The sequence below is a fragment of the Neobacillus niacini genome (assembly GCF_048572935.1).
GTDB classification, from domain to species: domain Bacteria; phylum Bacillota; class Bacilli; order Bacillales; family Cytobacillaceae; genus Neobacillus; species Neobacillus niacini.
The window spans coordinates 5,241,162-5,265,689 of the sequence record NZ_CP183883.1 but is presented as its reverse complement, the minus strand read 5'-3'; the positions used below and the strand labels follow the sequence as shown (position 1 = coordinate 5,265,689).

26 protein-coding genes are annotated in these 24,528 nt (G+C 37.1%); 19 read left to right on the top strand and 7 right to left on the bottom strand.

Going from position 1 to position 24,528, the window contains the following annotated elements; translation table 11 throughout:
* Window positions 1–47: 47 nt before the first annotated feature.
* Window positions 48–227, top strand: coding sequence for a hypothetical protein (locus ACN6MT_RS25775; RefSeq protein WP_063251536.1), 180 nt, complete (start codon window positions 48–50; stop codon window positions 225–227).
* 34 nt (window positions 228–261) lie between these two features.
* On the opposite strand, the gene ACN6MT_RS25770 is transcribed toward ACN6MT_RS25775, so the two are convergent.
* The 4 genes from ACN6MT_RS25770 to ACN6MT_RS25755 form a co-directional block, all read right to left on the bottom strand.
* Window positions 262–1,416: an aminotransferase A gene (locus ACN6MT_RS25770; protein ID WP_419888612.1), complete on the bottom strand. Its 1,155-nt coding sequence runs from the start codon at window positions 1,414–1,416 to the stop codon at window positions 262–264.
* 147 nt (window positions 1,417–1,563) lie between these two features.
* Complete coding sequence (locus ACN6MT_RS25765; protein WP_419888611.1) at window positions 1,564–2,040, bottom strand: YkyB family protein; 477 nt, start codon at window positions 2,038–2,040, stop codon at window positions 1,564–1,566.
* A gap of 135 nt (window positions 2,041–2,175) precedes the next feature.
* On the bottom strand, window positions 2,176–3,051 hold the full coding sequence (locus tag ACN6MT_RS25760) for a metallophosphoesterase (RefSeq protein ID WP_419888610.1): 876 nt from the start codon (window positions 3,049–3,051) through the stop codon (window positions 2,176–2,178).
* A 186-nt stretch (window positions 3,052–3,237) separates the two neighbouring features.
* The gene (locus ACN6MT_RS25755) at window positions 3,238–4,026 is read right to left on the bottom strand and encodes a C39 family peptidase (RefSeq protein ID WP_419888609.1); all 789 of its coding nucleotides are present in this window, start codon (window positions 4,024–4,026) and stop codon (window positions 3,238–3,240) included.
* 158 nt (window positions 4,027–4,184) lie between these two features.
* Between ACN6MT_RS25755 and ACN6MT_RS25750 the strand changes: the two genes are divergently transcribed.
* The 13 genes from ACN6MT_RS25750 (at window position 4,185) to ACN6MT_RS25690 (ending at window position 14,841) form a co-directional block, all read left to right on the top strand.
* Window positions 4,185–5,396, top strand: coding sequence for an EAL-associated domain-containing protein (locus ACN6MT_RS25750; RefSeq protein WP_419888608.1), 1,212 nt, complete (start codon window positions 4,185–4,187; stop codon window positions 5,394–5,396).
* 68 nt (window positions 5,397–5,464) lie between these two features.
* Window positions 5,465–5,701, top strand: a complete 237-nt coding sequence (locus tag ACN6MT_RS25745) for a hypothetical protein (protein ID WP_063251542.1) — start codon at window positions 5,465–5,467, stop codon at window positions 5,699–5,701.
* Window positions 5,702–5,877: 176 nt separating this feature from the next.
* Complete coding sequence (locus ACN6MT_RS25740; RefSeq protein ID WP_419888607.1) at window positions 5,878–6,372, top strand: DUF3993 domain-containing protein; 495 nt, start codon at window positions 5,878–5,880, stop codon at window positions 6,370–6,372.
* Window positions 6,373–6,554: 182 nt separating this feature from the next.
* On the top strand, window positions 6,555–6,791 hold the full coding sequence (locus ACN6MT_RS25735) for a YkuJ family protein (protein WP_045515459.1): 237 nt from the start codon (window positions 6,555–6,557) through the stop codon (window positions 6,789–6,791).
* 111 nt (window positions 6,792–6,902) lie between these two features.
* Window positions 6,903–7,355 carry a cyclic-di-AMP-binding protein CbpB gene (gene cbpB / locus ACN6MT_RS25730; protein WP_419888606.1) on the top strand — a complete coding sequence of 151 codons (453 nt, stop codon included), beginning with the start codon at window positions 6,903–6,905 and terminating at the stop codon, window positions 7,353–7,355.
* 51 nt (window positions 7,356–7,406) lie between these two features.
* Window positions 7,407–8,915, top strand: a complete 1,509-nt coding sequence (locus tag ACN6MT_RS25725) for an MDR family MFS transporter (RefSeq protein ID WP_419888605.1) — start codon at window positions 7,407–7,409, stop codon at window positions 8,913–8,915.
* 109 nt (window positions 8,916–9,024) lie between these two features.
* The gene (locus tag ACN6MT_RS25720; RefSeq protein WP_419888604.1) at window positions 9,025–9,909 is read left to right on the top strand and encodes a LysR family transcriptional regulator; all 885 of its coding nucleotides are present in this window, start codon (window positions 9,025–9,027) and stop codon (window positions 9,907–9,909) included.
* Window positions 9,910–9,982: 73 nt separating this feature from the next.
* On the top strand, window positions 9,983–10,693 hold the full coding sequence (gene dapD, locus ACN6MT_RS25715) for a 2,3,4,5-tetrahydropyridine-2,6-dicarboxylate N-acetyltransferase (protein WP_419888603.1): 711 nt from the start codon (window positions 9,983–9,985) through the stop codon (window positions 10,691–10,693).
* 64 nt (window positions 10,694–10,757) lie between these two features.
* Entirely contained in the window at window positions 10,758–11,876 is a 1,119-nt protein-coding gene (locus ACN6MT_RS25710) for an N-acetyldiaminopimelate deacetylase (RefSeq protein ID WP_419888602.1), read from the top strand.
* Window positions 11,877–12,028: 152 nt separating this feature from the next.
* Window positions 12,029–12,577, top strand: coding sequence for a peroxiredoxin (locus ACN6MT_RS25705; RefSeq protein WP_063251549.1), 549 nt, complete (start codon window positions 12,029–12,031; stop codon window positions 12,575–12,577).
* 65 nt (window positions 12,578–12,642) lie between these two features.
* Window positions 12,643–13,098: a TlpA family protein disulfide reductase gene (locus tag ACN6MT_RS25700; protein WP_419888601.1), complete on the top strand. Its 456-nt coding sequence runs from the start codon at window positions 12,643–12,645 to the stop codon at window positions 13,096–13,098.
* Window positions 13,099–13,210: 112 nt separating this feature from the next.
* On the top strand, window positions 13,211–14,110 hold the full coding sequence (locus ACN6MT_RS25695) for a DUF4349 domain-containing protein (protein ID WP_063251551.1): 900 nt from the start codon (window positions 13,211–13,213) through the stop codon (window positions 14,108–14,110).
* A gap of 71 nt (window positions 14,111–14,181) precedes the next feature.
* On the top strand, window positions 14,182–14,841 hold the full coding sequence (locus ACN6MT_RS25690) for a potassium channel family protein (protein ID WP_063251552.1): 660 nt from the start codon (window positions 14,182–14,184) through the stop codon (window positions 14,839–14,841).
* A 282-nt stretch (window positions 14,842–15,123) separates the two neighbouring features.
* Here the strand turns inward: ACN6MT_RS25690 and rnjA are convergent, their stop codons facing one another.
* The 3 genes from rnjA to def all read right to left on the bottom strand — a co-directional run bounded on the left by rnjA (window position 15,124) and on the right by def (window position 18,086).
* Window positions 15,124–16,791 (bottom strand): ribonuclease J1, encoded by a 1,668-nt coding sequence (gene rnjA, locus ACN6MT_RS25685; RefSeq protein WP_063251553.1) that lies wholly within the window; start codon window positions 16,789–16,791, stop codon window positions 15,124–15,126.
* A gap of 6 nt (window positions 16,792–16,797) precedes the next feature.
* Window positions 16,798–17,007, bottom strand: coding sequence for a DNA-dependent RNA polymerase subunit epsilon (locus ACN6MT_RS25680; protein ID WP_419888600.1), 210 nt, complete (start codon window positions 17,005–17,007; stop codon window positions 16,798–16,800).
* A gap of 524 nt (window positions 17,008–17,531) precedes the next feature.
* Window positions 17,532–18,086 (bottom strand): peptide deformylase, encoded by a 555-nt coding sequence (gene def, locus ACN6MT_RS25675; RefSeq protein WP_419888599.1) that lies wholly within the window; start codon window positions 18,084–18,086, stop codon window positions 17,532–17,534.
* Between the two features lie 149 nt (window positions 18,087–18,235).
* Here def and ACN6MT_RS25670 point away from each other — a divergent pair, with 149 nt between their 5' ends.
* The 5 genes from ACN6MT_RS25670 to lpdA all read left to right on the top strand — a co-directional run bounded on the left by ACN6MT_RS25670 (window position 18,236) and on the right by lpdA (window position 24,207).
* Window positions 18,236–18,901: a YkyA family protein gene (locus tag ACN6MT_RS25670; RefSeq protein WP_419888598.1), complete on the top strand. Its 666-nt coding sequence runs from the start codon at window positions 18,236–18,238 to the stop codon at window positions 18,899–18,901.
* Window positions 18,902–19,242: 341 nt separating this feature from the next.
* Window positions 19,243–20,358, top strand: coding sequence for a pyruvate dehydrogenase (acetyl-transferring) E1 component subunit alpha (gene pdhA / locus ACN6MT_RS25665; RefSeq protein ID WP_419888597.1), 1,116 nt, complete (start codon window positions 19,243–19,245; stop codon window positions 20,356–20,358).
* A 3-nt stretch (window positions 20,359–20,361) separates the two neighbouring features.
* Entirely contained in the window at window positions 20,362–21,339 is a 978-nt protein-coding gene (locus ACN6MT_RS25660; RefSeq protein ID WP_192651755.1) for an alpha-ketoacid dehydrogenase subunit beta, read from the top strand.
* Window positions 21,340–21,462: 123 nt separating this feature from the next.
* Complete coding sequence (locus ACN6MT_RS25655; RefSeq protein ID WP_419956533.1) at window positions 21,463–22,788, top strand: dihydrolipoamide acetyltransferase family protein; 1,326 nt, start codon at window positions 21,463–21,465, stop codon at window positions 22,786–22,788.
* Window positions 22,789–22,791: 3 nt separating this feature from the next.
* Complete coding sequence (lpdA, locus tag ACN6MT_RS25650) at window positions 22,792–24,207, top strand: dihydrolipoyl dehydrogenase (protein ID WP_419888596.1); 1,416 nt, start codon at window positions 22,792–22,794, stop codon at window positions 24,205–24,207.
* The last annotated feature ends 321 nt before the right edge of the window (window positions 24,208–24,528 follow it).

Sequence of the window (24,528 nt, the reverse complement as noted above, 5' to 3'; positions counted from 1 at the left end):
TTGATTTCAGAAACTATGATAGAAGCTGAAATAGGAGGAAACTGTTTATGGCAAAGAGAACAAAAAAGAATGACCCACAGCAAAAAAATAAAAAGGGTTTTGATTCTGCTGTCTTAAATGAAGAATTTGCTCATGAGATGGGGTCAGCAGCAACAAATAAAATTCATAAAGATAAAGCGAAAAAAGAAAAAGCACCTAAAAATAATGGTAAATATACAGGTCAATAATAAAATTACCCTCACTGCAGCAGTGAGGGTAATTTTACTTTTTCATGTTTAAATATGTCTCAATTCGGTTTAATCCAGTTTCTAACGTCTCTAATGAACAGGCAAAAGATAATCTAAAATAACCTTCACCGTATTCAGAGAATGCACTTCCAGGTACTACGGCTACTTTTGTTTGGTGGACCATCTCTAGGGCAAAGTCAAAACTATTTAATTGAATGAAGTCAGGGATCTTCACAAAGAAATAAAATGCCCCATCAGGCTTGACTACACGAAGCCCCATGGTGGACAAACGATTATAAACATAGTCGCGTCTTATGATATATTCCTTTTTCATTGGAGTGGCATCATCGATTCCCGTTGTTAAAGCGGCTAGAGCGGCTTTCTGTGCAATTGAATTGGCACAGGAGACATTATATTGGTGCACCTTTAATATGTGCTTTGTAATGTCTTTAGGTGCAAATAGAAATCCAATTCTCCATCCAGTCATTGAATGAGATTTTGATAAGCCATTAATGACAATCGTTTTCTCCTTTAAAAACGCAGCAATCGAAATATGGGGTTGATCATAAGTCAACTCGCTGTAAATTTCGTCTGCAAGTACGAATATATCTCTCTCTTTCAAGTAATCCGCTATTTCCTTTAACTCGGACTCTGTAAGACTAACTCCTGTTGGGTTAGATGGATAAGGCATTACAATACAGCGTGTCTTATCGGTTAAATAAGGTTTAATCATTTCTAAGGTAAATCGAAATCCATTTTCCCTGATATCGACATGCACGGGGACAGCCCCACACATCCGAATAATGGGTTCATATCCAGGATATATTGGGCCAGGCAGAATTACTTCTGTACCTTCAGCCAATATTGTTCTAAATGTGATATCAATGGCCTCACTTGCTCCTACAGTAACAATTACTTCCGAATCTGGCTCATAAGCTAGATGGTATTTTTTCGCAACAAAATCGCAAGCAGCAATTCGTAATTCACTGATACCTGCATTATGGGTATAGGAGGTGAAATTATCCTCGATCGCTTCAATGCCAGCCTGTTTAACATGCTCTGGTGTTTGAAAATCTGGCTGACCAATAGTTAATGAAATAACATCATCTATGTGTGATACCATATTATAAAATTTTCTGATTCCTGAAACCTCAATATTTTGAACTTTGGTATTAATTAAATGCTCCACCTTGTTCATCCTTCCATTGCTTTCATCAATACCTTTGATTATAAACAGATTTATAGAAATATTCTACAATTATTGGCAAGTAGAGGTTGGGAGAGAATATTTCCAATAATAAAAAAATACGTAAAAAAGTCGGATGAGTCCGGCTTTTTACGTATATCTTTCCCCTAACTTTTTAAAAATAGGTTTTTGATAGGGGCGGTTTTTTTGTCGATTTGAGGGTGGCTGTTCGATTTCATTAATTCCGGTATAAATCTGTAACACCGATTTTGCCTGGCTTAGTGAAAGTGAAGATTTTGGATTCCTTACGCTGCCATCTAACTTGCCCAAATGAGGCAGTTCAGCAAAATCAGACTTGGTAGGAGGAATATGAAAGGTATAATGACCACATTCGACAAGGACGTCGGATTGTTGTTTACTATTACGTGGGTTTTGGGAAAAATGAAGGCCAACTTTTTTTGCTTTTCCTTCTTCTATTAATTTTTTTAATGATTCATGCTTTAATTTGTATAAAAATTTGGGGTTTGGAGCTGTTTTTGCATGGCGATTAACAATAAAGAGAGCTTGTGAGAGGTTATCGATTGTCAGCTTTCCTTTTGTATGGGGGTGTTTTCTATCATCAGTCAAAATAGGTACTCCTTTTAGTTTTTATATTGGTCTATCTTTATTATTATTATTAATTGTAAAATAGAAATACCAGAAAGTAAAAACATTATTGTAAAAAACAGAAAAAACCTTATCCAATCACTGGCAAGGATTTTCTTAATTTGTTCCTGATGAGAGAGTAAATACAGTTAATTCAGGTTTTGCTAAGAATCGAAAGGGCAGTCGAGTGGTACCAATTCCCCGATTTACATATAACGATAAGGGATTGTCCTGGCCAATCGTATAGAGGCCCTCAGGGTAATTCTGTGCGTATGGAGGGATCACAAGTGCACCGACAAAAGGGATTTTTACCTGTCCCCCATGACTATGCCCGCTTAATTGCCAATGTACCCCATAATTTAAGGCTTCATCAGCAACATCTGGAGCATGTGATAACAGTAGTTTAAATGAATCTTTGGGGACCTGTTTCATGGCGGTTTCCAAATTGGGTCTTCCCAGCATACGGTCGTCTATACCTAGAAGAGAAATAGAGGTGCCATCTTTTTGTTTAATAAGCAAGGATTCGTTTAGCAGTACAGTAAAGCTTGAAAATTCCATTAGGTTTCGATAGATTTCTGACCCATAACCACCATGGTCATGGTTTCCATAAATACAATATTTACCGATAGTGGCATTTAATTGCTTCAAGATTGGAGCGACTTTATTTATTTCATCAAATTTATTTGGCTCGTCCAATAAATCTCCAGTAAAAAAAATTAAATCAGGCTCGAGTTGATTAATTTTTTCTACCAATTTTTTAAATTGGTTTATATTATAATGAAAACCTAAGTGGGTATCGCTAAATTGGACAATTGTCGTACCGTTAAAACTAGGGGGAATTAAGGAATGTTTGATTTCAATTCTTTTGATTTCTAAAAGTGAAGGTTCAATTCGATTGGCATAGAAGTAACCGCCTGAACCGAGACCGAGAACTGTTAGGAACGTTCCAAAGGTACGTTTTAAGAAAGTTCTCCTTTTTATTTTTTTTGGCATATTTTTTCTACCAACCTATCTTCGAATTTTATTGGTTTATTAAAAAAGAGTCATTCGTATTTTCTTTAAAATTGGTTCATTTTGCAAGTAATATGATAAATGATTATTTATAAAAAACGGTCTATACTAGTTCATATTCTAAAATGTAAAAAAAATACATAAAAGCAGCCATTTTTTGGCTGCTGTCTATTTATAACTAATTGCCCTGCTTTGTAAAGCCTTCCAGGATTCAATAAATTGTTCTTTATCTACCCTTACTTGTTTTTTTGCTGAAAGCGGATCATTCAAATATACATAGTCTGTATCATAGCCTACAAGAACTACTGCATGTAGATCAAGAGGTGTTTTTATCAATTCCTGCCCATGATTCCATGCCTCCCAGCGATCAGGTAACCGATAGTCACCTGTTGTCCAAACGACTACGGGATAACCAGCAGAAACATGCTCTAGAACTCTTTCAAATGGCTGATTTGTTAAATTAATTGCTCTTCCTGGAAGTTTTTGATTCACTAATACTTCCATGGGTTTATCGAAGACGGCATACCCTGGTGTCCTTCCTGTCATATCTCCAACGAAACCATCTGCGGGATTGCCCCAATTTAATATATCGCCATTTCCCGCTCTTCTTATAGGGTCGGGATCTTTTTGAATGGAACGATATAAATCCATTTTGTCTGTGTTTACACCTGCATAATTTAATACCATTGCAAGGCTTGTTACTTCACACCCATATTTGAGCTCCGGATTTTGTTTTATTAATACAACGTCAAGCATTTTAGAATCCTTTTTAGGTGGGTGATTGATCACATGCGTATGATTAATGGCGGAATTCCCCGCTCTTTTGATTGCTGGGCTTGGTACTTGTTCGTATATTTCTGTATAGCTTTGTTTCTCTGGTTTTTGTGAAGCTGTATCGTCTGTATTAATAAATCCAAAAAGTGGAAGGATTGAAGCCATCAAACAAAGTTTTTTCAAGAGGTATCCCCCAATCATATGGAATTGGTTTTATCATTTGGTTGTTTCAGTTTTGCTATGATGGTATCCTTTTGGAAAAGAACAAGATATGCAAGTTGAGCGTATTGTATATTAGGGTATGGTATAATGAGGAAAATCTTTTTCTGGAGGGTACTTGTATGGATGCATTGGATATCCTAACGGATCTTGAAAATGTCATTCCTTATTTTCAACCAATTTTTAGTGCAGATGAGCAGCGTGTTATCGCATATGAGGTTTTAGGCAGATATCGATCGGAAGGTAACATCATTAGCTTAGGTCAATTTTTTCTTGATGACCAAATTCCAGAAGAATATAAATATGAAGTTGATCTGCTGTTAGTTCAGAAAGCGTTAGACCTTGCAATCGGACTAGAAGATGATGTCAGTTTCTATTTGAATCGTGATGCCGATTTACTCATGTATCGACATGGAGAGCCATTTCTACAGGAACTGCTGGCTTTTGAAAAAAAAGGATTGAATTTAAAGAGAATAGTCCTTGAAATTTCTGAAGGTAATTATAAGGGTGATTTGGCTCAATTGGATCATTTATTACAGTATTATCGTACGTATGGCATTAAGGTAGCGATTGCCAGTATTGATAGTGACACCAATTACTTTGAGAGAATTGGCCAATTAAATCCTGATATCATTAAAATTAATTTACAAGCACTAAAATCAAACGCAACCGCATCAAGCTTTACGGACGTTCTATTTTCTCTGTCATTATTAGCGAGGAAAATTGGGGCTACATTATTGTTTGAAAATATAGAAATGAGTTATCAGCTCCAATTTGCATGGAAAAATGGAGGGAGATATTACCAAGGTTTTTATCTTCATCCACCTGCACCGGAGTTTATTGAGCGGGAATTACTAAAAGAGCGGTTAAAAGGGAAATTTCATGAATTTATTGCTTATGAGAAAAGGAAGCTTGAGGCAATTTATTCAGCCGCTGAGTATTTTCAAAATAAAGTACAAGACATCCTTGTAAAGAATAAACAAGCTAATTACGAGGATTTATTTACTTCACTCGCAAAGGAAATGGATGAGATTGCATTCCGAATGTATGTATGTGATGAAGATGGTTTTCAAAAATCTTCTAACATCTTTAAAGGAGAAAACGGCTGGTTTACGCAAAAAGAATATATCCTAAAGAATTGGAGCTGGCGTCCATATTTTTTAGAAAATATTATAAAAATGAGGAATGGAGGCAAGGGCATTCTTTCGGATTTATATAGTGATATCGAGTCTGGGGAAACAATTCGAACCTTCTCTATTCCTATAAATGGGAATGACTATTTATTTATTGATATTAGCTATCAGTATTTATTTGATCATGACCAGTTGTTATAACTTAAATTGCATAGAATGGTTAGGGCGGTGGAAACTTAATATTAACTTTATTAAAGGAGAAATCGCTCATGAATCTATTTGTTAATGCACTCTCCATCGTTATTGTAGGTATTCTTGCGGTTTCGCTTGTGTATACATTGGTTATTGCCAGAAAACAAAAAACTGCAGAAGGAGATATCGATTCCACTATCCCTAAGCCAGTACAAAAACATATCTATCTTAGCAATCCGATATTCGTATCATATGGTATATTTTTTGCATTGGTTCTCTTTATCATCCTTTTTTGTGTAATTAGTTTTTTTTGATAGGGCCTCTTTAAGAGGGCCTATTTTTTATAAAGATTTTTCGAGTGGTTATTAATATAAATTGTGGATAAATGTCTTTTGCTGCTGTTTTTTTGCGATTTATTTATACGTTTGGTTGGAATATTTATTGTTAAAATGAATATTAACAAGTTTTTGAAATACAGGGGGAAAAGAAATTGAAGAAAACTTTGCTAATACTCCTTATAGCGCTATTATTAATACCTTTGTCTCCAAATGCAAAAGATAGTTTAAGTAATAAAAACGATGTTTTTAGATTCCTCCAGGAAGCATTTCAGGCTCAAATCTCTCTTAGTGATCAAACTAGAACAAAAGAAGAAATTATTGATGTTTTAAGCCCTTATTTCTCTGATAAATATCAAAAAATGTTTTGGGATGAGAATATATTTAAAGAAGAGGGGAAATTTGTTACCTATGGCTCGGATTTTGCATTTTATTATATTCCCTTTTTCCATTTTTCTGATGAAACAAAAGTTGTCATCTCCCCTGAAAGGATTTATGTTCTTCAATTTTTTCCATCAACTACCGATGGTCCTGTAAGTTATGAAGACCATTATGAGGGAGTAGTATTAAAGAAAATGAATGGCGGCTGGAAAGTAGATGAATATTTATATAATAATATCCCTAAATCGATTATAGATAAAGCCTATTGAAAAAAAGTTTCCCATTTTTTTCATTTTTGCTTGGACAAATGCTCTCTGTTATTTTATTCTTTTAATATTGGCATATTTTCTACCTGAGATTATTACTGGAAATAATCGATAAGGATAGAAATAGGCTAAAAGAGAAACATAACAGTAGAAAGTTTGCTTGTGTTTGAAAGGAGACGGAGCATATGTCACAGCTTCAAGGGATATTAACCCGGTTAAAAAACCTTCAGGAACAGTCTAATGGAGGTGAACCGGCACAACGCTATTTCGAAGTGAATGGTGAAAGAAAGTGTCAGGTTACATTTCATCCAAAAACAGAAACATTTGAATTGGAAATATATAATGAAAAGGAAAAGCCAAAGCGTTATCAATTTGATAATGTCGACATGATCACGATTGAAATTTTTGATCTAATCCAGTAGGAACCGATTTCGGTTCCTATCTTTTTCTGTTTTTTTATAAAAAAACCCAGTTCTCCGAAAACTATGGTAGAATATACATGTGGTATAACAAACATTGAGGAGTTTTCGGCGATGATAAGTCTTCACAGTGGAGAATTTTTAGAGATAGATATTCGGAAATTAATGATTCCATCTGAGCGTGTTGCTCATGTACAGGTTGGAAATAATCTAGAACACGCCTTATTAGTGTTAACGAAGAGCGGATATACAGCGATACCCGTACTAGATCCTAATTATAAATTACACGGTCTAATTAGTACCCCAATAATAATGGATTCGATTCTCGGACTTGAAAGAATAGAATTTGAACAACTTGAAAAAAAGAGAGTGGAAGAGGTAATGAATACATCAGTTCCGCGGGTTAAAGTATCTGCTTCCATTAAAACCTGTTTAAGGCTCTTAGTAAATCATCCTTTTCTTTGTATAGACACCGAGGATGGTTATTTCGAAGGTATTTTGCCTAGGAGTACAGTGTTAACCCAGTTAAATTTAGCTATTAATAAGATGAATAAAAGTGATAAATAAGGCTCCCAAAAGGGGGCTGTATTATTTTCCAGAGAAAGTAGAGGTGTGAAAATGGGTGCTCCGGTTTCCCAGTCTAAAAAAGGGCAGACAAATAGACCGCTGGTTCTAGCAGCAGTCATGCTTGCAATGTTCATGGGAGCAATAGAGGCAACGATTGTTTCGACAGCCATGCCGGCTATTGTGGCTGACTTGGGCGGCTTTACTCTCTATAGTTGGGTTTTTTCTGCTTATCTATTAATGAATGCGGTAACGGTACTAATTTATGGTAAATTATCAGATTTATTCGGTAGAAAACCTATTCTCTTTATCGGAATTATCATTTTCCTAATTGGATCCATTCTTTGCGGATTTGCCACGTCAATGGAATCACTTATTCTTTTCCGTTTAATCCAAGGATTTGGGGCGGGAGCTGTTACGCCTATTGCTACGACGATTGTGGGCGATATTTATTCAGCTGAAGAGAGAGCAAAAGTCCAGGGTTACCTTGCAAGTGTATGGGGAATTTCTGCCGTTACGGGTCCAGCAGTCGGTGGTTTACTGGTTCAGTATGTGAGCTGGAAGTATGTATTTTGGATAAACATTCCACTCGGGATCCTTTCTTTAATTGGTATAGGAATCTTTTTGCACGAAAATGTTGAAAAGAAAAAACACGAAATTGATTACATAGGTGCGTTTCTATTAACCATATCAATCTCATCATTAATGTTTCTACTTGTTGAGGGTGGAGGACGGTGGTCCTGGATCTCTTGGCAAATCATAAGTTTGGCAGTCCTATTTATTATTACCATTAGTATCTTTGTTTTTCATGAAGGCCGTGTAAAAGAACCAGTCATGCCATTTAATATATGGAAGGAAAGGTCTATTTTTGTAGCAAATGTTACTAGTTTAACGACGGGAATTATGTTGATTGGGATTTCCAGTTTTCTTCCTACATTTGTTCAAGGGGTAATGGAACAATCACCGATTGTCGCGGGCTTTACGTTAACAACCATGTCAATTGGCTGGCCAATTGCGTCTACATTTTCAGGAAAGATGTTAATTTCTATGGGATACCGAAAAACATCCCTTATTGGGGGTACAGCCTTAATCATAGGAAGTTTGGTATTTGTAACAATGACTTCTTCCTCAGGCCCCCTCTGGGCGGCTGCTGGTTCCTTTATTGTTGGGTTTGGTATGGGCTTAACGTCTACTGCTTTTATCGTTTCTATACAAAGCACCGTAGGCTGGCAGCAAAGAGGAGTTGCAACTGCAGCAAATATGTTTATGAGGAATCTAGGAAACACAATAGGTGCTGCTTTACTTGGAGGAATTCTCAATAATCGGCTTGCAGACTACCTTCGTGAAAATGCGGGCAGTACTGATGAAAAATTAACAGTGGATTCTGCAAACTTATTATTAAAGGAAAATGAACGGGCAGATTTACATATATCAGTGAAAGAACTGCTCCAAGAAGGTCTAACGCAATCCTTGCATTGGGTATATTATGTTGTACTTGCCTTTGCTATTATAAGTTTAATCCTGATAACTTTCATTCCAAAACAAAACCGCGGCTCTGCATAAATGTGCAGAGCTTTTTCTAAATAAAAAAATGCAGCTTAATAATGAAAAGTTTTAATTTTCTCTATATAATAAGATGGTGATGTTTACTAAAGTATAAAGGTGGATGGTTTTGTCCTCTATATCTGAATTTCACTTATTATCTGTTTTAGCTCAGGAGATGAATATGCGTAAAGCCGCAGAGAGGCTTTTCGTATCACAGCCAGCGTTGTCACAACGTCTTCAAACCATTGAGAAAGAGTGGGGAACTAAATTATTTATCCGCTCACAAAAAGGACTGGCACTTACTCCAGCAGGTGAACATGTCATTCAATTTGTAAACGAGGTTCTAGTTAAAGAAGAAAAGGTTCGGGAAACGGTACACTCCCTTCAATCTGGAGTATCAGGAACATTGAAAATAGCAGTGGCCTCGATCGTTGGTCAAAATTGGCTCCCTCCCGTCTTAAAAAAATATAGTGATACGTATCCACAAGCAAAAATATCACTTATAACTGGCTGGAGCAGTGAAATATTGAAAAGTTTATATGATGATCAAGTACATATTGGTATCATTCGAGGAATGCCAGATTGGAAAGGCGTTAAAATTAAACTATTCAGTGATCCGCTCTTTTTAGTTGATCGAGATATTACCAGACCCGAACAGTTATTGGAAACAGACAGACCTTTCATTCAATTTAAAAGTGATTCTAATTATTATCAAGAGATACAAGATTGGTGGATGCGCCAATTCAAAACCTCACCCAAAAGAACAATTCTTGTCGATCAAATTGAGACATGTAAGCAATTAACCTTTAATGGTTTAGGTTATTCGATCTTACCGGGTATAACTTTAAATAATAGTGAAAAAGAAATTTATAAAATTCCGTTATTAGATGAAGATGGTAATGCACTTCAACGAGATACATGGTTACTAGCATATGAGTCGTCATTTAAACTCAAACAAGTACAAGCGTTCGTGGATCTCATTAAAGAACATAGCTGTCAAAACAGCAGATGATTATGTTTATTTCTCTTGTTTTCAATACTTTTGTTTGGTAAAGTAAATTTTAATTATATTTGGAGGTAGTACTATGAAAATGATGGATGCAAATGAAATTATTTCTTTTATTCAAAACAGCAAAAAGGCAACGCCAGTAAAGGTTTATGTAAAAGGTGATTTAGAAGGTATTGATTTTGGAAGTGATTCTAAAACTTTTATTAATGGTAATACAGGTGTTGTTTTTGGAGAATGGTCAGATATTAACCAAGTGTTAGAATCAAACCAAGCGAAAATAGAGGATTATGTAGTTGAAAATGACCGCCGCAATTCAGCGATTCCATTATTAAATACAAAAAATATTAATGCTCGTATTGAACCTGGAGTGACGATTCGTGACCAAGTAGAAATTGGAGATAATGCCGTAATCATGATGGGTGCTGTTATTAATATTGGCGCAGTTATTGGTGAGAAAACGATGATAGACATGGGTGTTGTTCTCGGCGGAAGAGCTACTGTAGGGAAGAACTGTCATATCGGTGCAGGAACAGTTTTAGCTGGTGTGATTGAACCACCATCCGCACAGCCTGTTATAATAGAAGATGATGTGTTAATAGGTGCGAATGCAGTGGTTTTAGAAGGAGTTAGAGTAGGACAAGGATCAGTAGTTGCTGCTGGTGCAGTCGTTACAAAGGATGTTCCTCCGTTCACAGTCGTAGCTGGCACTCCTGCTAAAAAAATTAAGGATATAGATGAGAAAACAAAATCTAAAACAGAAATTATGCAAGAACTTCGCCAGCTATAAATCTAAGACAAAGTAAAGCGTGGATAATCTCCACGCTTTCTTTCTAGTAAAAGGAGTGAAAGAAATGAACCCTTTTGTAAAAATTCGCCGTGAACTGCATTTAATACCTGAATTGGGTTTCCAAGAACATAAAACACAAGCTTATTTATTATCGTATATTGAAAACTTATCACAAGAGAGAATATCCATTAAAAAGTGGAAAACTGGACTCTTTGTTAAAGTTCAAGGTTTAAATCCCAGAAAAACCATTGGTTATCGCGCAGATATTGATGGGCTGCCAATTGTGGAAGAAACGGGATTAGAGTTCTCTTCAACCCATGAGGAACAAATGCATGCCTGCGGACACGATTTTCATATGAGTATCGCGCTGGGTGTTTTAACACACTTTGTCAATAATCCAATAGAAGATAATATTTTATTTATTTTTCAACCTGCAGAAGAGGGGCCGGGCGGAGCAGAACCAATGCTAAAATCCGACATTATGAAGGAATGGAAGCCCGACATTATTTTTGCCTTACATATCGCTCCAGAATATCCTGTCGGAACGATTGCGATTAAAGAGGGGCTATTATTTGCGAATACCTCAGAGCTATTTATCGACCTAAAAGGGAAGGGGGGCCATGCTGCTTATCCCCATTTAACAAATGATATGGTAATAGCTGCTTGCTCGCTTGTCGGTCAGCTTCAAACGATTATTTCTCGGAATGTTAATCCATTAGATAGTGCAGTTATTACGATTGGAAAAATCACTAGTGGAACCGTTCAAAATATTATTGCTGAGAAGGCTAGACTTGAAGGAACAATTCGTACACTTTCTGATGATTCAATGGCTAAGGTGAAACAACGAATAGATGCCGTCGTAAAGGGGATAGAGACTAGTTTTGAATGTGAAGCAGTAATTGATTATGGTGCGATGTATCACCAGGTTTACAATGATGAAAAAATTACGAGAGATTTCATACAATATATGAGAACACAAACCACGATTGATGTCATTGAATGCCAAGAAGCTATGACAGGTGAAGATTTTGGCTATATGTTGAAGGAAATTCCCGGTTTAATGTTTTGGCTCGGAGTGGATTCGCAATATGGACTGCACCATGCCAAATTAAACCCAAATGAAGAGGCCATAGAAGTCGCAATTGATATTCTCACTAGCTATATTACGTTTCAAGGAAATTAAGTTTCTTTCTAAAAAGCGTTTCGTTTTATTCTTTTGTATAATAATGTTAAACTGAAAATTAGAAAAGATTGTTACATATCGTCGTTTATTCTTTAGTTAAATAGGGTAAACCAATTAAGGGACTATTATAATACAAATTGGAGGGGTTAGATATGCCAGAACGTATGGTAGCGAAACAAGCACCTAGATTTGAAATGGATGCAGTATTACCGAACAAAGAGTTTGGAAAAGTAAGCCTTGAAGAAAACATGAAAAATGAAAAGTGGACTGTGTTGTTCTTCTATCCAATGGATTTTACTTTTGTATGTCCAACAGAAATTACTGCGGTATCTGATCGTTATGAAGAATTCGATGATCTTGATGCAGTTGTTATTGGAGCTTCAACTGATACAATACATACACACCTTGCTTGGATTAACACAGAACGCAAAAATAATGGCCTTGGTGAGCTTAACTATCCATTAGCTGCAGACACTAACCATGTTGTTGCACGTGACTATGGGGTTTTAATCGAGGAAGAAGGTATTGCACTTCGCGGCTTATTCATCATCAGCCCAGAAGGTGAGTTAATGTATTCAGTTGTTAACCACAACAATATCGGCCGTGATGTCGATGAAACATTACGTGTCCTTCAAGCACTACAAACTGGTGGTCTTTGCCCAGCTAACTGGAAACCAGGACAAGCTACACTTAACGCATAATTCTTACATTTAAAACGATAGACCTAACCATTGGTGTTAGGTTTTTTTTAAAAAGGGGATATATCATGAAACTACGTGAGCCAATGCCAGAACTAACCGGTGCAGTTGAATGGTTAAATGGAGAAGTAATAAGAGAGGATCTAGTGGGTGATAAACCTACACTTATTCATTTCTGGTCAGTCAGCTGTTACTTATGTAAAGAAGCTATGCCGCAAGTTAATCAATTCCGTGATGAATATAAAGATAAATTAAATGTGGTTGCAGTGCATATGCCTAGGTCGGAAGAGGACCTAGATATAGAGCAAATCAAGCAAGTTGCAGCAGAGCATGAAATCATCCAGCCAATTTTTGTTGATAATGAACATAAACTAACAGAAGCATTCGAAAACCAATATGTCCCGGCATATTACGTATTCGACCGTGAAGGCAAACTCCGACATTTCCAAGCAGGAGGAAGCGGAATGAAAATGCTTGAAAAGCGAGTCAACCGTGTACTCGATGAAATGGAAAAAACTGAATAAATGATTAAAGGACTGTTCGTTATTCAACGATCAGTTTTTTTGCGTTTATAGTTGTAACCATCCCAATTATTTAACGTCCGTATTTATAAATAGATAAAAGGGGGTTACACAAATGAAAAAGGTATTCAGATTAATTGCTTTCATTTCTCTGGTGCTTTTTCTAGCTGCTTGCAGTTCAAGCAGTAAAAGTGAAGATACAAAAATGAGTAGTGACAGTAGTGTGGAAATGGATTCAGCTGCTAAGGAAGAAAAATCACAACTATCACTTGATAATAATGCTAGACAAGAGAAAACAGCTCCTGCAGAGTTAGAAGCCCCTAGCCAAATGGTTATTTATCAAGCCGATTTACAGCTTCGTGTTAAGAAATTTGAAGATACCTTGCAAAATATAGAAGAACAAGTGATAAAGTACGGGGGTTATATCTCACAGTCTAATGTTTCTAAGGATGGTATAGAACAAGTAAGCGGGCAAATTACTGTTCGCATTCCCCAAAAGAATTTCCAAGCCTTTTTACATGATGCTGAGGGGCAGGCAGCTGAGGTTCTACAAAGGAATATTACTGGTACGGATGTCACTGAAGAATATATCGACCTTGACTCACGAATGAAGTCAAAAAGAGTTGTGGAAGAGCGTTTAACATCATTCATGCAATCTGCACAAAAGACGGAAGATCTTTTGAAAATTTCAGCAGACCTTGCCACAGTTCAAGAGGAAATCGAAACGATTCAAGGAAGAATGAAATATTTAGAAAATCAGACTGCATTATCGACCGTTCATTTATCACTTTTTGAAAATAAAGTTATAGTCCCAAATCTTGATGATGAAGATCTTAATACTTGGGATAAGACTAAAAAGCAATTTATGAAAAGTACTAACTTCCTCTTAGCAGCTATTTCAGGTTTATTTGTTTTTATTGTTGGTAATATACCAATCATAGTTATCATTGCAGTGGTTGCTGTTTTTATTTACCTATCTATCAAAAAGACAAGGAACCATAATGGTAACGGATAAATAAGTATATTCAACTAATTTGGATATGCTAAAATAAAAATGGTTAATTGATTTTGCTGGGGGAGTTTTTAGTGAGGAAGAATTTTGCAGTAATAGGACTGGGCCGTTTCGGTGGCAGCATTTGTCGTACTCTTTCCGATGAAGGATTTGAGGTATTGGCAATCGATAAAAATGAAGAAAGAGTAAATGCCTTTGCTATGATAGCATCTCATGCTGCTGTGGGAGATACAACGGATGAGGCTGTATTAAAGAGTCTAGGTATTCGAAATTTTGACCACGTTATAGTTGCGATTGGAGATGATATTCAATCTAGCATCTTAACCACGTTGATCTTAAAAGAATTAGGGGTAAATCATATTACCGTTAAAGCACAAAATGATTATCATGAGAAAGTACTAGTGAAGATTGGCGCTGACAAGGTTGTTCACCCTGAACGAGATATGGGCAGAAGAATAGCTCATAATATGGCTTCAAGCAGTGTTTTAGATTACCTGGAGTTATCAGATGAACATAGTATTGTTGAAATTTTTGCAAACAGTAAGATTAGCGGTCATACCATCATTGATTTAGACATTCGTAAGAAATATGGATTAAATATTGTTGCCATTAAAAGAGGTATGGATATCATCGTATCTCCAAAGGCCAATGAAGATATCAGAGCAAACGATGTATTAATTGTTATTGGTACAGATGAAGATATTGATCGTTTTGAACGTAAGGTAATGCAATAAGAAAAGCGGAAGCGCCTTGCACAGGGGCGACAGGCATAAGACGAGCCGGCGAGAAGGTTGGTCTTTACCTTCTTGACGGATTGGCTTATGACCCCGAGCCCCTAGGCGCTGCAGCTAGACAATAAGAAAAGCGGAAGCGCCTTGCACAGGGGCGACAGGCATAAGACGAGCCGGCGAGAAGGTTGGTCTTTCTTGACGGATTGGCATATGACCCCGAGCCCCTAGGCGCTGCAGCTAGACAATAAGAAAAGCGGAAGTCCCTTAGGGTGCTTCCGCTTTTTCTTATACTTCCATAATGATTGGTAAAATCATTGGTCTGCGTTTCGTTTTTTCGTAAAGGAATGGTGCTAATGTATCTGTGATTTCATTTTTAATTTCGGACCATTGACTTGTTTTTCGTTCCATTACCTTATTTAAATGCTTAGTAATTAGGTTTTGAGCGTCGTTAATTAAGTCGCCAGATTCTCTCATGTAGACGAAACCTCTAGAGATAAGGTCCGGACCTGAAGCAATCTTGAAGTCTTTCATGTTAATGCTAACCACTACAACTACTAATCCTTCTTCAGAAAGAATCCTTCTATCACGTAGAACAATATTCCCAATGTCACCAATACCGCTGCCATCAATATAAACAGAGCCTGAAGGGATTTTCCCTGCTACTTGCGCGCTGTTTTCAGAAAGAGCTAATACTTCACCATTGTCCATAATAAAACAATTCTCTTCTTCAACGCCACAGTCTACTGCTAATTTAGCATGCATTCTTTGCATTCTATATTCGCCGTGAATTGGCATAAAGAATTTTGGTTTGATTAAGCGAAGCATTAACTTTTGTTCCTCTTGACCGCCATGTCCAGAAGTATGGATGTTACTGAGTTTACCGTGAACAACTTCAGCACCTGCTCTAAACAACTGGTTAATCGTCCGATTTACACTAATTGTGTTCCCTGGGATAGGTGAAGATGAGAAAACAACGGTATCGCCTGGAATAATTTGAATCTGTCTATGCGTCCCATTTGCGATTCTAGATAATGCGGCCATAGCTTCACCTTGGCTGCCAGTACATAGAATTGTTACCTTGTCTGCAGGAAGTCGGTTAATTTGATTTGCTTCGATAAACGTTTCTTTTGGTGCATTAATATAGCCAAGTTCTTGACCGATCGTAATAGCCGACTCCATACTGCGGCCAAAAACAGCGACTTTTCTTCCGTTAGCAACTGCTGCTTCCACTACTTGCTGTAGTCTGTAAATATTAGAAGCAAAGGTAGCGAATATAATGCGGCCTGAGACCTTTCGGAAAATGTCATCAATGCTTTCGCCAACAAGACGTTCAGACATGGTGAATTCCGGAATTTCACTATTAGTACTATCTGACAATAAACATAGTACTCCTTCTTTTCCGATTTCAGCCATTTTAGTTAAATTAGCCGGTTCACCCACTGGTGTAAAATCAAATTTAAAGTCGCCAGTATGCACGACTTGTCCTGGCGGAGTTTTTACAACGATACCGTATGAATCTGGGATACTATGTGTCGTTCGGAAGAAAGAAACAGATGTCTTTCGGAACTTGATCACATCATCCTCTTGAATTACATTTAACTTCGCCGTTCTTAAGAGCCCATGTTCTTCGAGTTTATTTTTAATAAGTCCTAGGGCAAGCTTACCGCCATAAATCGGAATATTTACTTCACGTAACAAATAAGGAATACCGCCGATATGGTCCTCGTGTCCATGGGTAATAAACAATCCTTTTATTTTATCTTCGTTCTTTACTAAATAGGTATAATCAGGAATAACATAATCAATTCCTAATAGCTCATCCTCTGGAAACTTAATCCCCGCGTCAATCAGGATTATTTCATCCTGAAATTGTACTGCATATGTGTTTTTTCCGATTTCGCCCAAACCACCTAAAGCAAAAACAGCAGTTTGGTCATTTTTTACAAATTTCATAAATTATCAAATCTCCAATACATTAAAATCTTCATTTTGTTTTTCATATTCTAAAAATGCTCCGCTTACTTCTTGCACCATTTCAACATTGTATCCACGATCTTGAATTTTTTTTCGTACATCCCTAACAGATTCTCCTTCTACATAGAGAACCTTTGTTTTCTCTCTAACTGGAACTTCCTTGATGTTTTCTTGAAAATAAATTTTAAATACCATAATAAATCGCTCCTTAATCGATCATGACTTTTTCTATTATATAAAATAATTACATTTTTTTCATGTAAATTCACTTTTCACCTAAAAAGTAAACGCTTGGACCTATTAGAAAAAATATGTAAATAATACACTGATAATCAATTTACAATAAGGAAGGAGCCCTTCGCAAGTTTGAAGGGCTCGAAAAAAGTTGTAGTTAGGCAATTGATTTTTTTCGCAGTAAATCGTTCCACTGTTTTAAGAGCTTCTTTCTTAGCTTCTTTAACATAGTGGATCATCTCCTTACTTCCTATTTTAAACGATCCTTGTCCAATGTAAAGCAAGCCACGACAGATTATTGTAGATTTTTTTTTATTCAATCATTTTTATACTAATATTATATGGTATATACAGGATTTCTCTCATGGATAAAGATGGAAGAATTATGAAAGTTGATATAAATTGACAGATGAAACGGATGGTGAAAATATGGGAACTAAAATAAATAAAAAAATACGCAAGGCATGGGAGCACTTGCGCATTTTTTATCTTTCAATAGCTATGGCACCTTCAATCGGTTTGAAAGGATCTTGTTTATTGATATGATCATAAAACATAATCCCGTTTAAATGATCAATTTCATGTTGAAAGCAAATCGCTGGAAGCCCCTTTAAACGAAGTTTAACCTCTTCGCCATCAAGGGTGATCCCTTTTACCGTAATTCGAGCAAACCTTTCCACATATCCCGGGATTTCCTCGTCTACAGAAAGACATCCTTCTCCAGAAACCAAATAAGCTTTTTCGACAGAGTGACTGATAATTTTTGGATTATACAATCCGTAGCTATATAAGTTCCCTTTTTCATCATGAAGATGAACCGCAATCATGCGTTTTGAGACATTTATCTGCGGAGCAGCTAAACCGATCCCAGGACGTAATCCATATTGAGAAGATATTTCAGGATTTTGGCTATTTTTAACATATTCTAAGAGGCTTCTAAGTATTTCTTTCTCTTCATCCGATGGCGGCATAGTTACTTCAGTCGCTACTTTTCTTAAGGTAGGGTGGCCGTCTCGAATGATATCATTCATCATTAACATGATTCCATTCACTCCTGTTTAAAAACTAAAGATATTGATATTCATTAGTCTATCAGACAATTCGCGAAAAGTTAATTGTTGCATGAGATATTGTCAAACATAATAAGTACAGATATAGTAAGAATTGTAATCATTAAGGGGGTTGCGAAGTGTTAAACGTTAGAATGAATCGTATTATTTTTTCTATTTTCGCCATTAGTTTTTTATTAATTGGATGTGTTAGTAAAGAAGAGACAACTGAAAGAATGTACCGAGCCTTAGAAAACGTCGTAAAAGCAGAAGAAGTTTTTGAAGAGCAGCAAGAGCCCCTTGTAAAGTTAGAAAAGAAAGAAAAAGAAATATATGATCGGATAATGGAACTTGGTATGAAGCAGCATGATGAGCTTGTTAAGCTTGCAGACGAAGCACTTTCAATTATTGAACAGAGAAGAGACCATTTACAAAAGGAAATCGACAGTATCAATGACTCAAAAATAGAATTTAAGCAGGTTGAAGATATAAAGAATGAAATAGACGATACTGAACAAAAGAAAAAAGCTTCTGAGCTAATAGAAATAATGAGGAATCGATATAAAGTACATAATCAGCTTGCCAAGGAATATAGAAGTGCATTGGAAAATGATAAAGAATTGTATCTGATGTTAAAAAATGAAAGTGTTTCATACGAACAGCTAGAAGAGCATGTTACGAATTTAAATACTATTTATCAATTGGTATATGATGCAAATGAAAAATTTAATGCATTAACCGTACAATATAATGCGAAAAAACTTGAATTTTATAAAGAAGCAGGACTAAAACTTGAAAACGATTAAAAAATCGGCCTCGCTGGTCGGTTTTTTTGTTGATGAAGTAAATATATTAATATAACAGAATCAAATTGATTGTGATACAGAAGTTTTAGATAGATATTAAGTTATTATTATTTCCATGTTGTAAAATTATTAAAACATAGTATTTGACGAGTGTATGGAGTTGATGTAAACTCAATATGGAATTAATTATTGTACTATTAATTATTTGAAAAATTATAGTACAGAACAACAAATTACGAAAGTAAAGCAATCGTTAATGTTGTTTAAGGTTTTTGGGTAATCTAATATGAGTGAATTTATTTTTTTACATTATTTTTATGAGAGAAAGGAAGATGTGACGAATGGCATCTAAAACCCAAAATGCTCAGCTCGATGCTAAGAAAGTACTCGAAGCTGTAGAAAATCAGTTTACAACGCTTCAAATTTTAAATGAAGAAGGCGAAGTTGTTAATGAAGCAGCAATGCCTGAAATAAGCGACGAACAGCTTCAAGAATTAATGCGCCGTATGGTTTATACTCGTATTCTTGACCAGCGTTCAATCTCGTTGAATCGTCAAGGACGTCTTGGCTTCTATGCACCAACTGCAGGACAGGAAGCATCCCAATTAGCTTCTCAATTCGCCCTAGAAAAAGAAGATTTTATCTTACCAGGCTATCGTGATGTTCCACCAATCGTATGGCATGGTCTTCCATTATATCAAGCATTCTTATGGTCCAGAGGTCATCTAGCAGGAGGACAAATTCCTGATGGAGTGAATGTTGCGATTCCTCAAATTATTATTGGTGCGCAATACGTTCAAACTGCAGGTGTAGCTTTAGGGTTTAAAAAACGTGGTGTTAAAGCTGTTGCCCTTACATATACAGGTGATGGCGGAACATCTCAAGGTGATTTCTACGAAGGAATGAACTTTGCAGGTGCATACAACGCTCCAGCAATTTTTATCGCTCAAAATAACCGTTTTGCCATTTCAACTCCTGTTGAAAAGCAAACTGCAGCGAAAACACTAGCTCAAAAAGCTGTAGCAGCAGGTATTGTTGGTATTCAAGTAGATGGTATGGATCCATTAGCAGTTTATGCTGCTGTTCGTGACGCACGTGAGCGTGCTATTAACGGAGAAGGACCTACGTTTATAGAAACGTTAACTTACCGATATGGTCCACATACAATGGCCGGTGATGATCCAACACGTTACCGTACTGCTGAATTAGATAATGAATGGGAAAAGAAGGACCCATTAGTTCGTTTCCGTAAATTCCTTGAAAAGAAAGGCCTATGGAATGAGGAAAGAGAAAATGAAGTAATCGAGCAGGCGAAAGAAGAAATTAAAGATGCCCTTAAACAAGCAGATGCCGCTCCTAAGCAAAAGGTAACGGATTTAATGAACATTACGTATACCGACATGCCAGACAGCTTAAAAGAGCAATATGAAATTTATTCAGCAAAGGAGTCGAAGTAAGTCATGGCTCAAATGACAATGATTCAAGCAATTACAGATGCAATGCGTGTGGAATTAAAAAACGATCCGAACGTATTAGTTTTCGGTGAAGATGTTGGCGTAAACGGCGGTGTTTTCCGTGCGACAGAAGGATTGCAAAATGAATTCGGCGAGGATCGTGTTTTTGATACACCTTTAGCTGAATCTGGAATCGGCGGTTTAGCTGTTGGTCTAGCACTACAAGGCTTCCGCCCAGTACCAGAAATTCAATTCTTTGGTTTTGTTTATGAAGTAATGGATTCCATTTCCGGACAAGCAGCCCGCCTTCGTTTCCGTACCGGCGGCAAATTCAGTGCTCCAATCACATTCCGTTCACCATTTGGTGGAGGCGTACATACACCAGATATGCACGCAGATAGCTTAGAAGGCTTAATGGCACAACAGCCTGGATTAAAGGTGGTTATCCCATCAACACCTTATGATGCAAAAGGTCTTCTTATCTCAGCAATCCGTGATAATGATCCAGTTATTTTCCTTGAGCATATGAAATTATATCGTTCATTCCGTCAAGAAGTTCCTGAAGGAGAATATACCATTCCACTGGGCAAAGCAGATGTAAAGCGTGAAGGTACAGATCTTTCTATTATTACTTATGGTGCAATGGTACATGAATCTCTAAAAGCTGCAGAAGAGTTAGAAAAGGAAGGGTTCTCTGCAGAAGTAATCGATTTACGTACTGTTAGCCCTCTTGATATTGAAACGATTATTGCGTCTGTAGAAAAAACAGGCCGTGCTATTGTTGTTCAAGAAGCTCAAAAGCAAGCTGGTATTGCAGCAAATGTAGTAGCTGAAATTAGCGATCGTGCTATTTTAAGCTTGGAAGCACCTGTACTACGTGTAGCAGCACCTGACACGATTTACCCATTCCCGCAAGCTGAAGCAGTTTGGCTTCCAACTTATAAAGATGTAATTGAAACAGCGAAAAAAGTTTTAACATTCTAATATAAGTTGGGGAATAGTATAACTGTTTCCCACTTATTTCTTATCATTGATCGGTAGAAATATATGCAAAAATAGGAGGATGAATCCCAAGTGAGCGCAACCGCAACCACATTCCAATTTAAAATGCCTGACATTGGTGAAGGTATACATGAAGGCGAGATTGTTAAATGGTTCATAAAGCCAGGTGATAAAGTCCAGGAAGATGATGTACTTTGCGAAATACAAAATGATAAAGCAGTTGTAGAGATTCCTTCACCAGTTGAAGGTACTGTACTTGAAGTTTTAGTTGCTGAAGGAACAGTTGCAACCGTTGGACAAGTTCTAGTTACATTTGATGCTCCTGGTTATGAAAACTTGCAATTCAAAGGTGACGACCATGCTGAGGAAGCTCCGAAACAAGAAGCCCCAGCGGCACCTGCACCAGCAGCACAAGCAACTCAAACAACACCACCGCCAGCACCACCTGCATATGGAATCGGTGTTACAGAACCACAAGTAAATGTTGAAGTAGACCCTAACCGTAAAATCATTGCGATGCCATCAGTTCGTAAATATGCGCGTGATAAAGCTGTGGAAATCACACAAGTTCCTGGTTCTGGTAAAAACGGACGCATTGTTAAAGCTGATATTGACGCATTCTTAAGCGGCGGAGCACCTGCAGCGGCAACACAAGCTGCAGATACTCAAGCACCTGCAGCTGCTAAGGCAGAGGAAGCACCAAAGGCTGCAGCAATCCCACAAGGAGAATATCCTGAAACACGTGAGAAGATGAGCGGAATCAGAAAAGCTATTGCAAAAGCAATGGTAAATTCAAAACATACTGCACCACACGTAACACTTATGGATGAAATCGATGTAACGAAACTTGTTACTCATCGTAAAAAATTCAAAGAAGTTGCAGCAGCTAAGGGTATCAAGTTAACATTCTTACCTTATATCGTAAAAGCATTAACAAGTGCTCTACGTGAATTCCCTGCTTTAAATACATCACTTGATGACGCAACAAGTGAAATTATCCATAAGCATTACTATAATATTGGAATTGCCGCTGATACTGAAAAAGGTTTATTGGTACCAGTTGTTAAAGATGCTGATCGCAAATCAGTATTCTCAATTTCAAATGAAATCAATGAATTAGCTGGAAAAGCACGTGATGGAAAGCTAGCTCCAAACGAAATGAAAGGTGCTTCATGTACTATTTCGAATATCGGATCTGCTGGCGGTCAATGGTTTACACCTGTCATTAACCATCCAGAAGTTGCTATCCTTGGTGTTGGCCGTATTGCTGAAAAACCAATCGTACGTGATGGTGAGATTGTGGCAGCTCCTGTATTAGCATTGTCATTAAGCTTTGACCACAGAATGATTGATGGAGCGACTGCTCAAAATGCATTAAATCACATTAAGAGATTATTGAACGATCCAGAACTATTGTTAATGGAGGCGTAACAAATGGTAGTAGGAGATTTTGCAATTGATACTGATACTATAGTCATTGGTGCTGGTCCTGGCGGATACGTGGCTGCGATTCGTGCAGCCCAGCTAGGTCAAAAGGTGACAATAGTAGAAAAAGAATATATTGGCGGCGTTTGTTTAAACGTAGGTTGTATTCCGTCAAAAGCTGTAATTGCTGCTGGACATCGTTACGAAGTAGCAAAACACTCCGATTCATTCGGAATTAAAGCTGAAAATGTAACGGTTGATTTTTTAAAGGTTCAGGAATGGAAAGCTGGAATCGTGAAAAAGTTAACTGGTGGTGTAGAGGGTCTATTAAAAGGGAATAAGGTTGAAATTGTTCGTGGGGAAGCATACTTTGTGGACGGGAATTCACTGCGCGTAATTGGTGAAAATTCTGCGCAAACGTACAATTTCAAAAATGCAATTATTGCTTCAGGTTCTCGACCAATCGAACTGCCGACGTTTAAATACTCAAAACGAGTACTTAACTCAACAGGCGCGTTAAACTTACAAGAACTTCCTGAAAAAATCGTTGTTATTGGCGGCGGAGTTATTGGAATCGAACTTGGCGGTGCCTATGCGAACTTCGGTACACAAGTAACAATCCTTGAAGGTGCAGATGAGATCTTAGGTCTTGGCGTATTTGAGAAGCAAATGGCTGCGCTTGTTAAGAAAACCATGAAGAAAAAAGGTGCTGAATTCTATACAAAGGCTATGGCTAAAGGTGTAGAAGAAACTGAAAATGGTGTAGTTGTAACATTTGAGGTTAAAGGCGAAGAAAAGAAAATTGAAGCGGATTACGTATTTGTTATGGTTGGCCGTCGTCCAAATACGGATGAAATGGGTCTTGAACAAGTTGGTGTGAAACTTACAGACCGTGGTCTAATCGAGATTGACAATCAGTGCCGTACAAGTGTTTCTAACATTTATGCGATTGGTGATGTTGTCGCAGGTCCTCAATTAGCACATAAGGCTTCTTACGAAGGTAAGATAGCAGCAGAGGCAATTGGCGGTCATAACGCTGTAATTGACTACCTAGGTATCCCTGCAGTAGTTTTCTCTGATCCAGAACTAGCAAGCGTAGGTTATACTGAAGCGCAAGCTAAACAAGAAGGAATCGATGTTAATTCAGCGAAATTCCCATTTGCAGCAAATGGTCGTGCTTTATCATTAGATAGTGCAGATGGATTTGTTAAGTTAGTTTCACGCAAAGAAGATGGTGTCTTAATCGGTGCACAAATTGCTGGTGCCAGCGCATCAGACATGATTGCGGAACTAGGGTTGGCAATCGAGGCAGGGATGACAGTCGAAGATTTAGCATTGACTATCCATGCACATCCAACATTAGGTGAAATCACAATGGAAGCTGCTGAGGTAGCACTTGGTACGCCAATTCACGTATTAAAATAGAAAAAAGTAAAGTCCTTTCCATATTTTTATGGAAAGGACTTCTTTTTTTGCTAAAAAATAAATTATCTTCAAGTTTTATTCATATATTTAAAACACTACTAGCACTTAGAACAAGATTTAGAGTGGTGATATATGATGCGAATTTACGTTATTATGATATTGCAATTAATGATATGGAGTGCTTTTACACTCATCGAATGGTTATCGAAGCATGATCAACTGCTATATAAGGTTATAATGTTTTTTGTATTCTTTTACTTAGCTTTTGTACTTTGCAATCGAGTGACACAATCAACTGCCAAAACCCTTTTTATAACATCT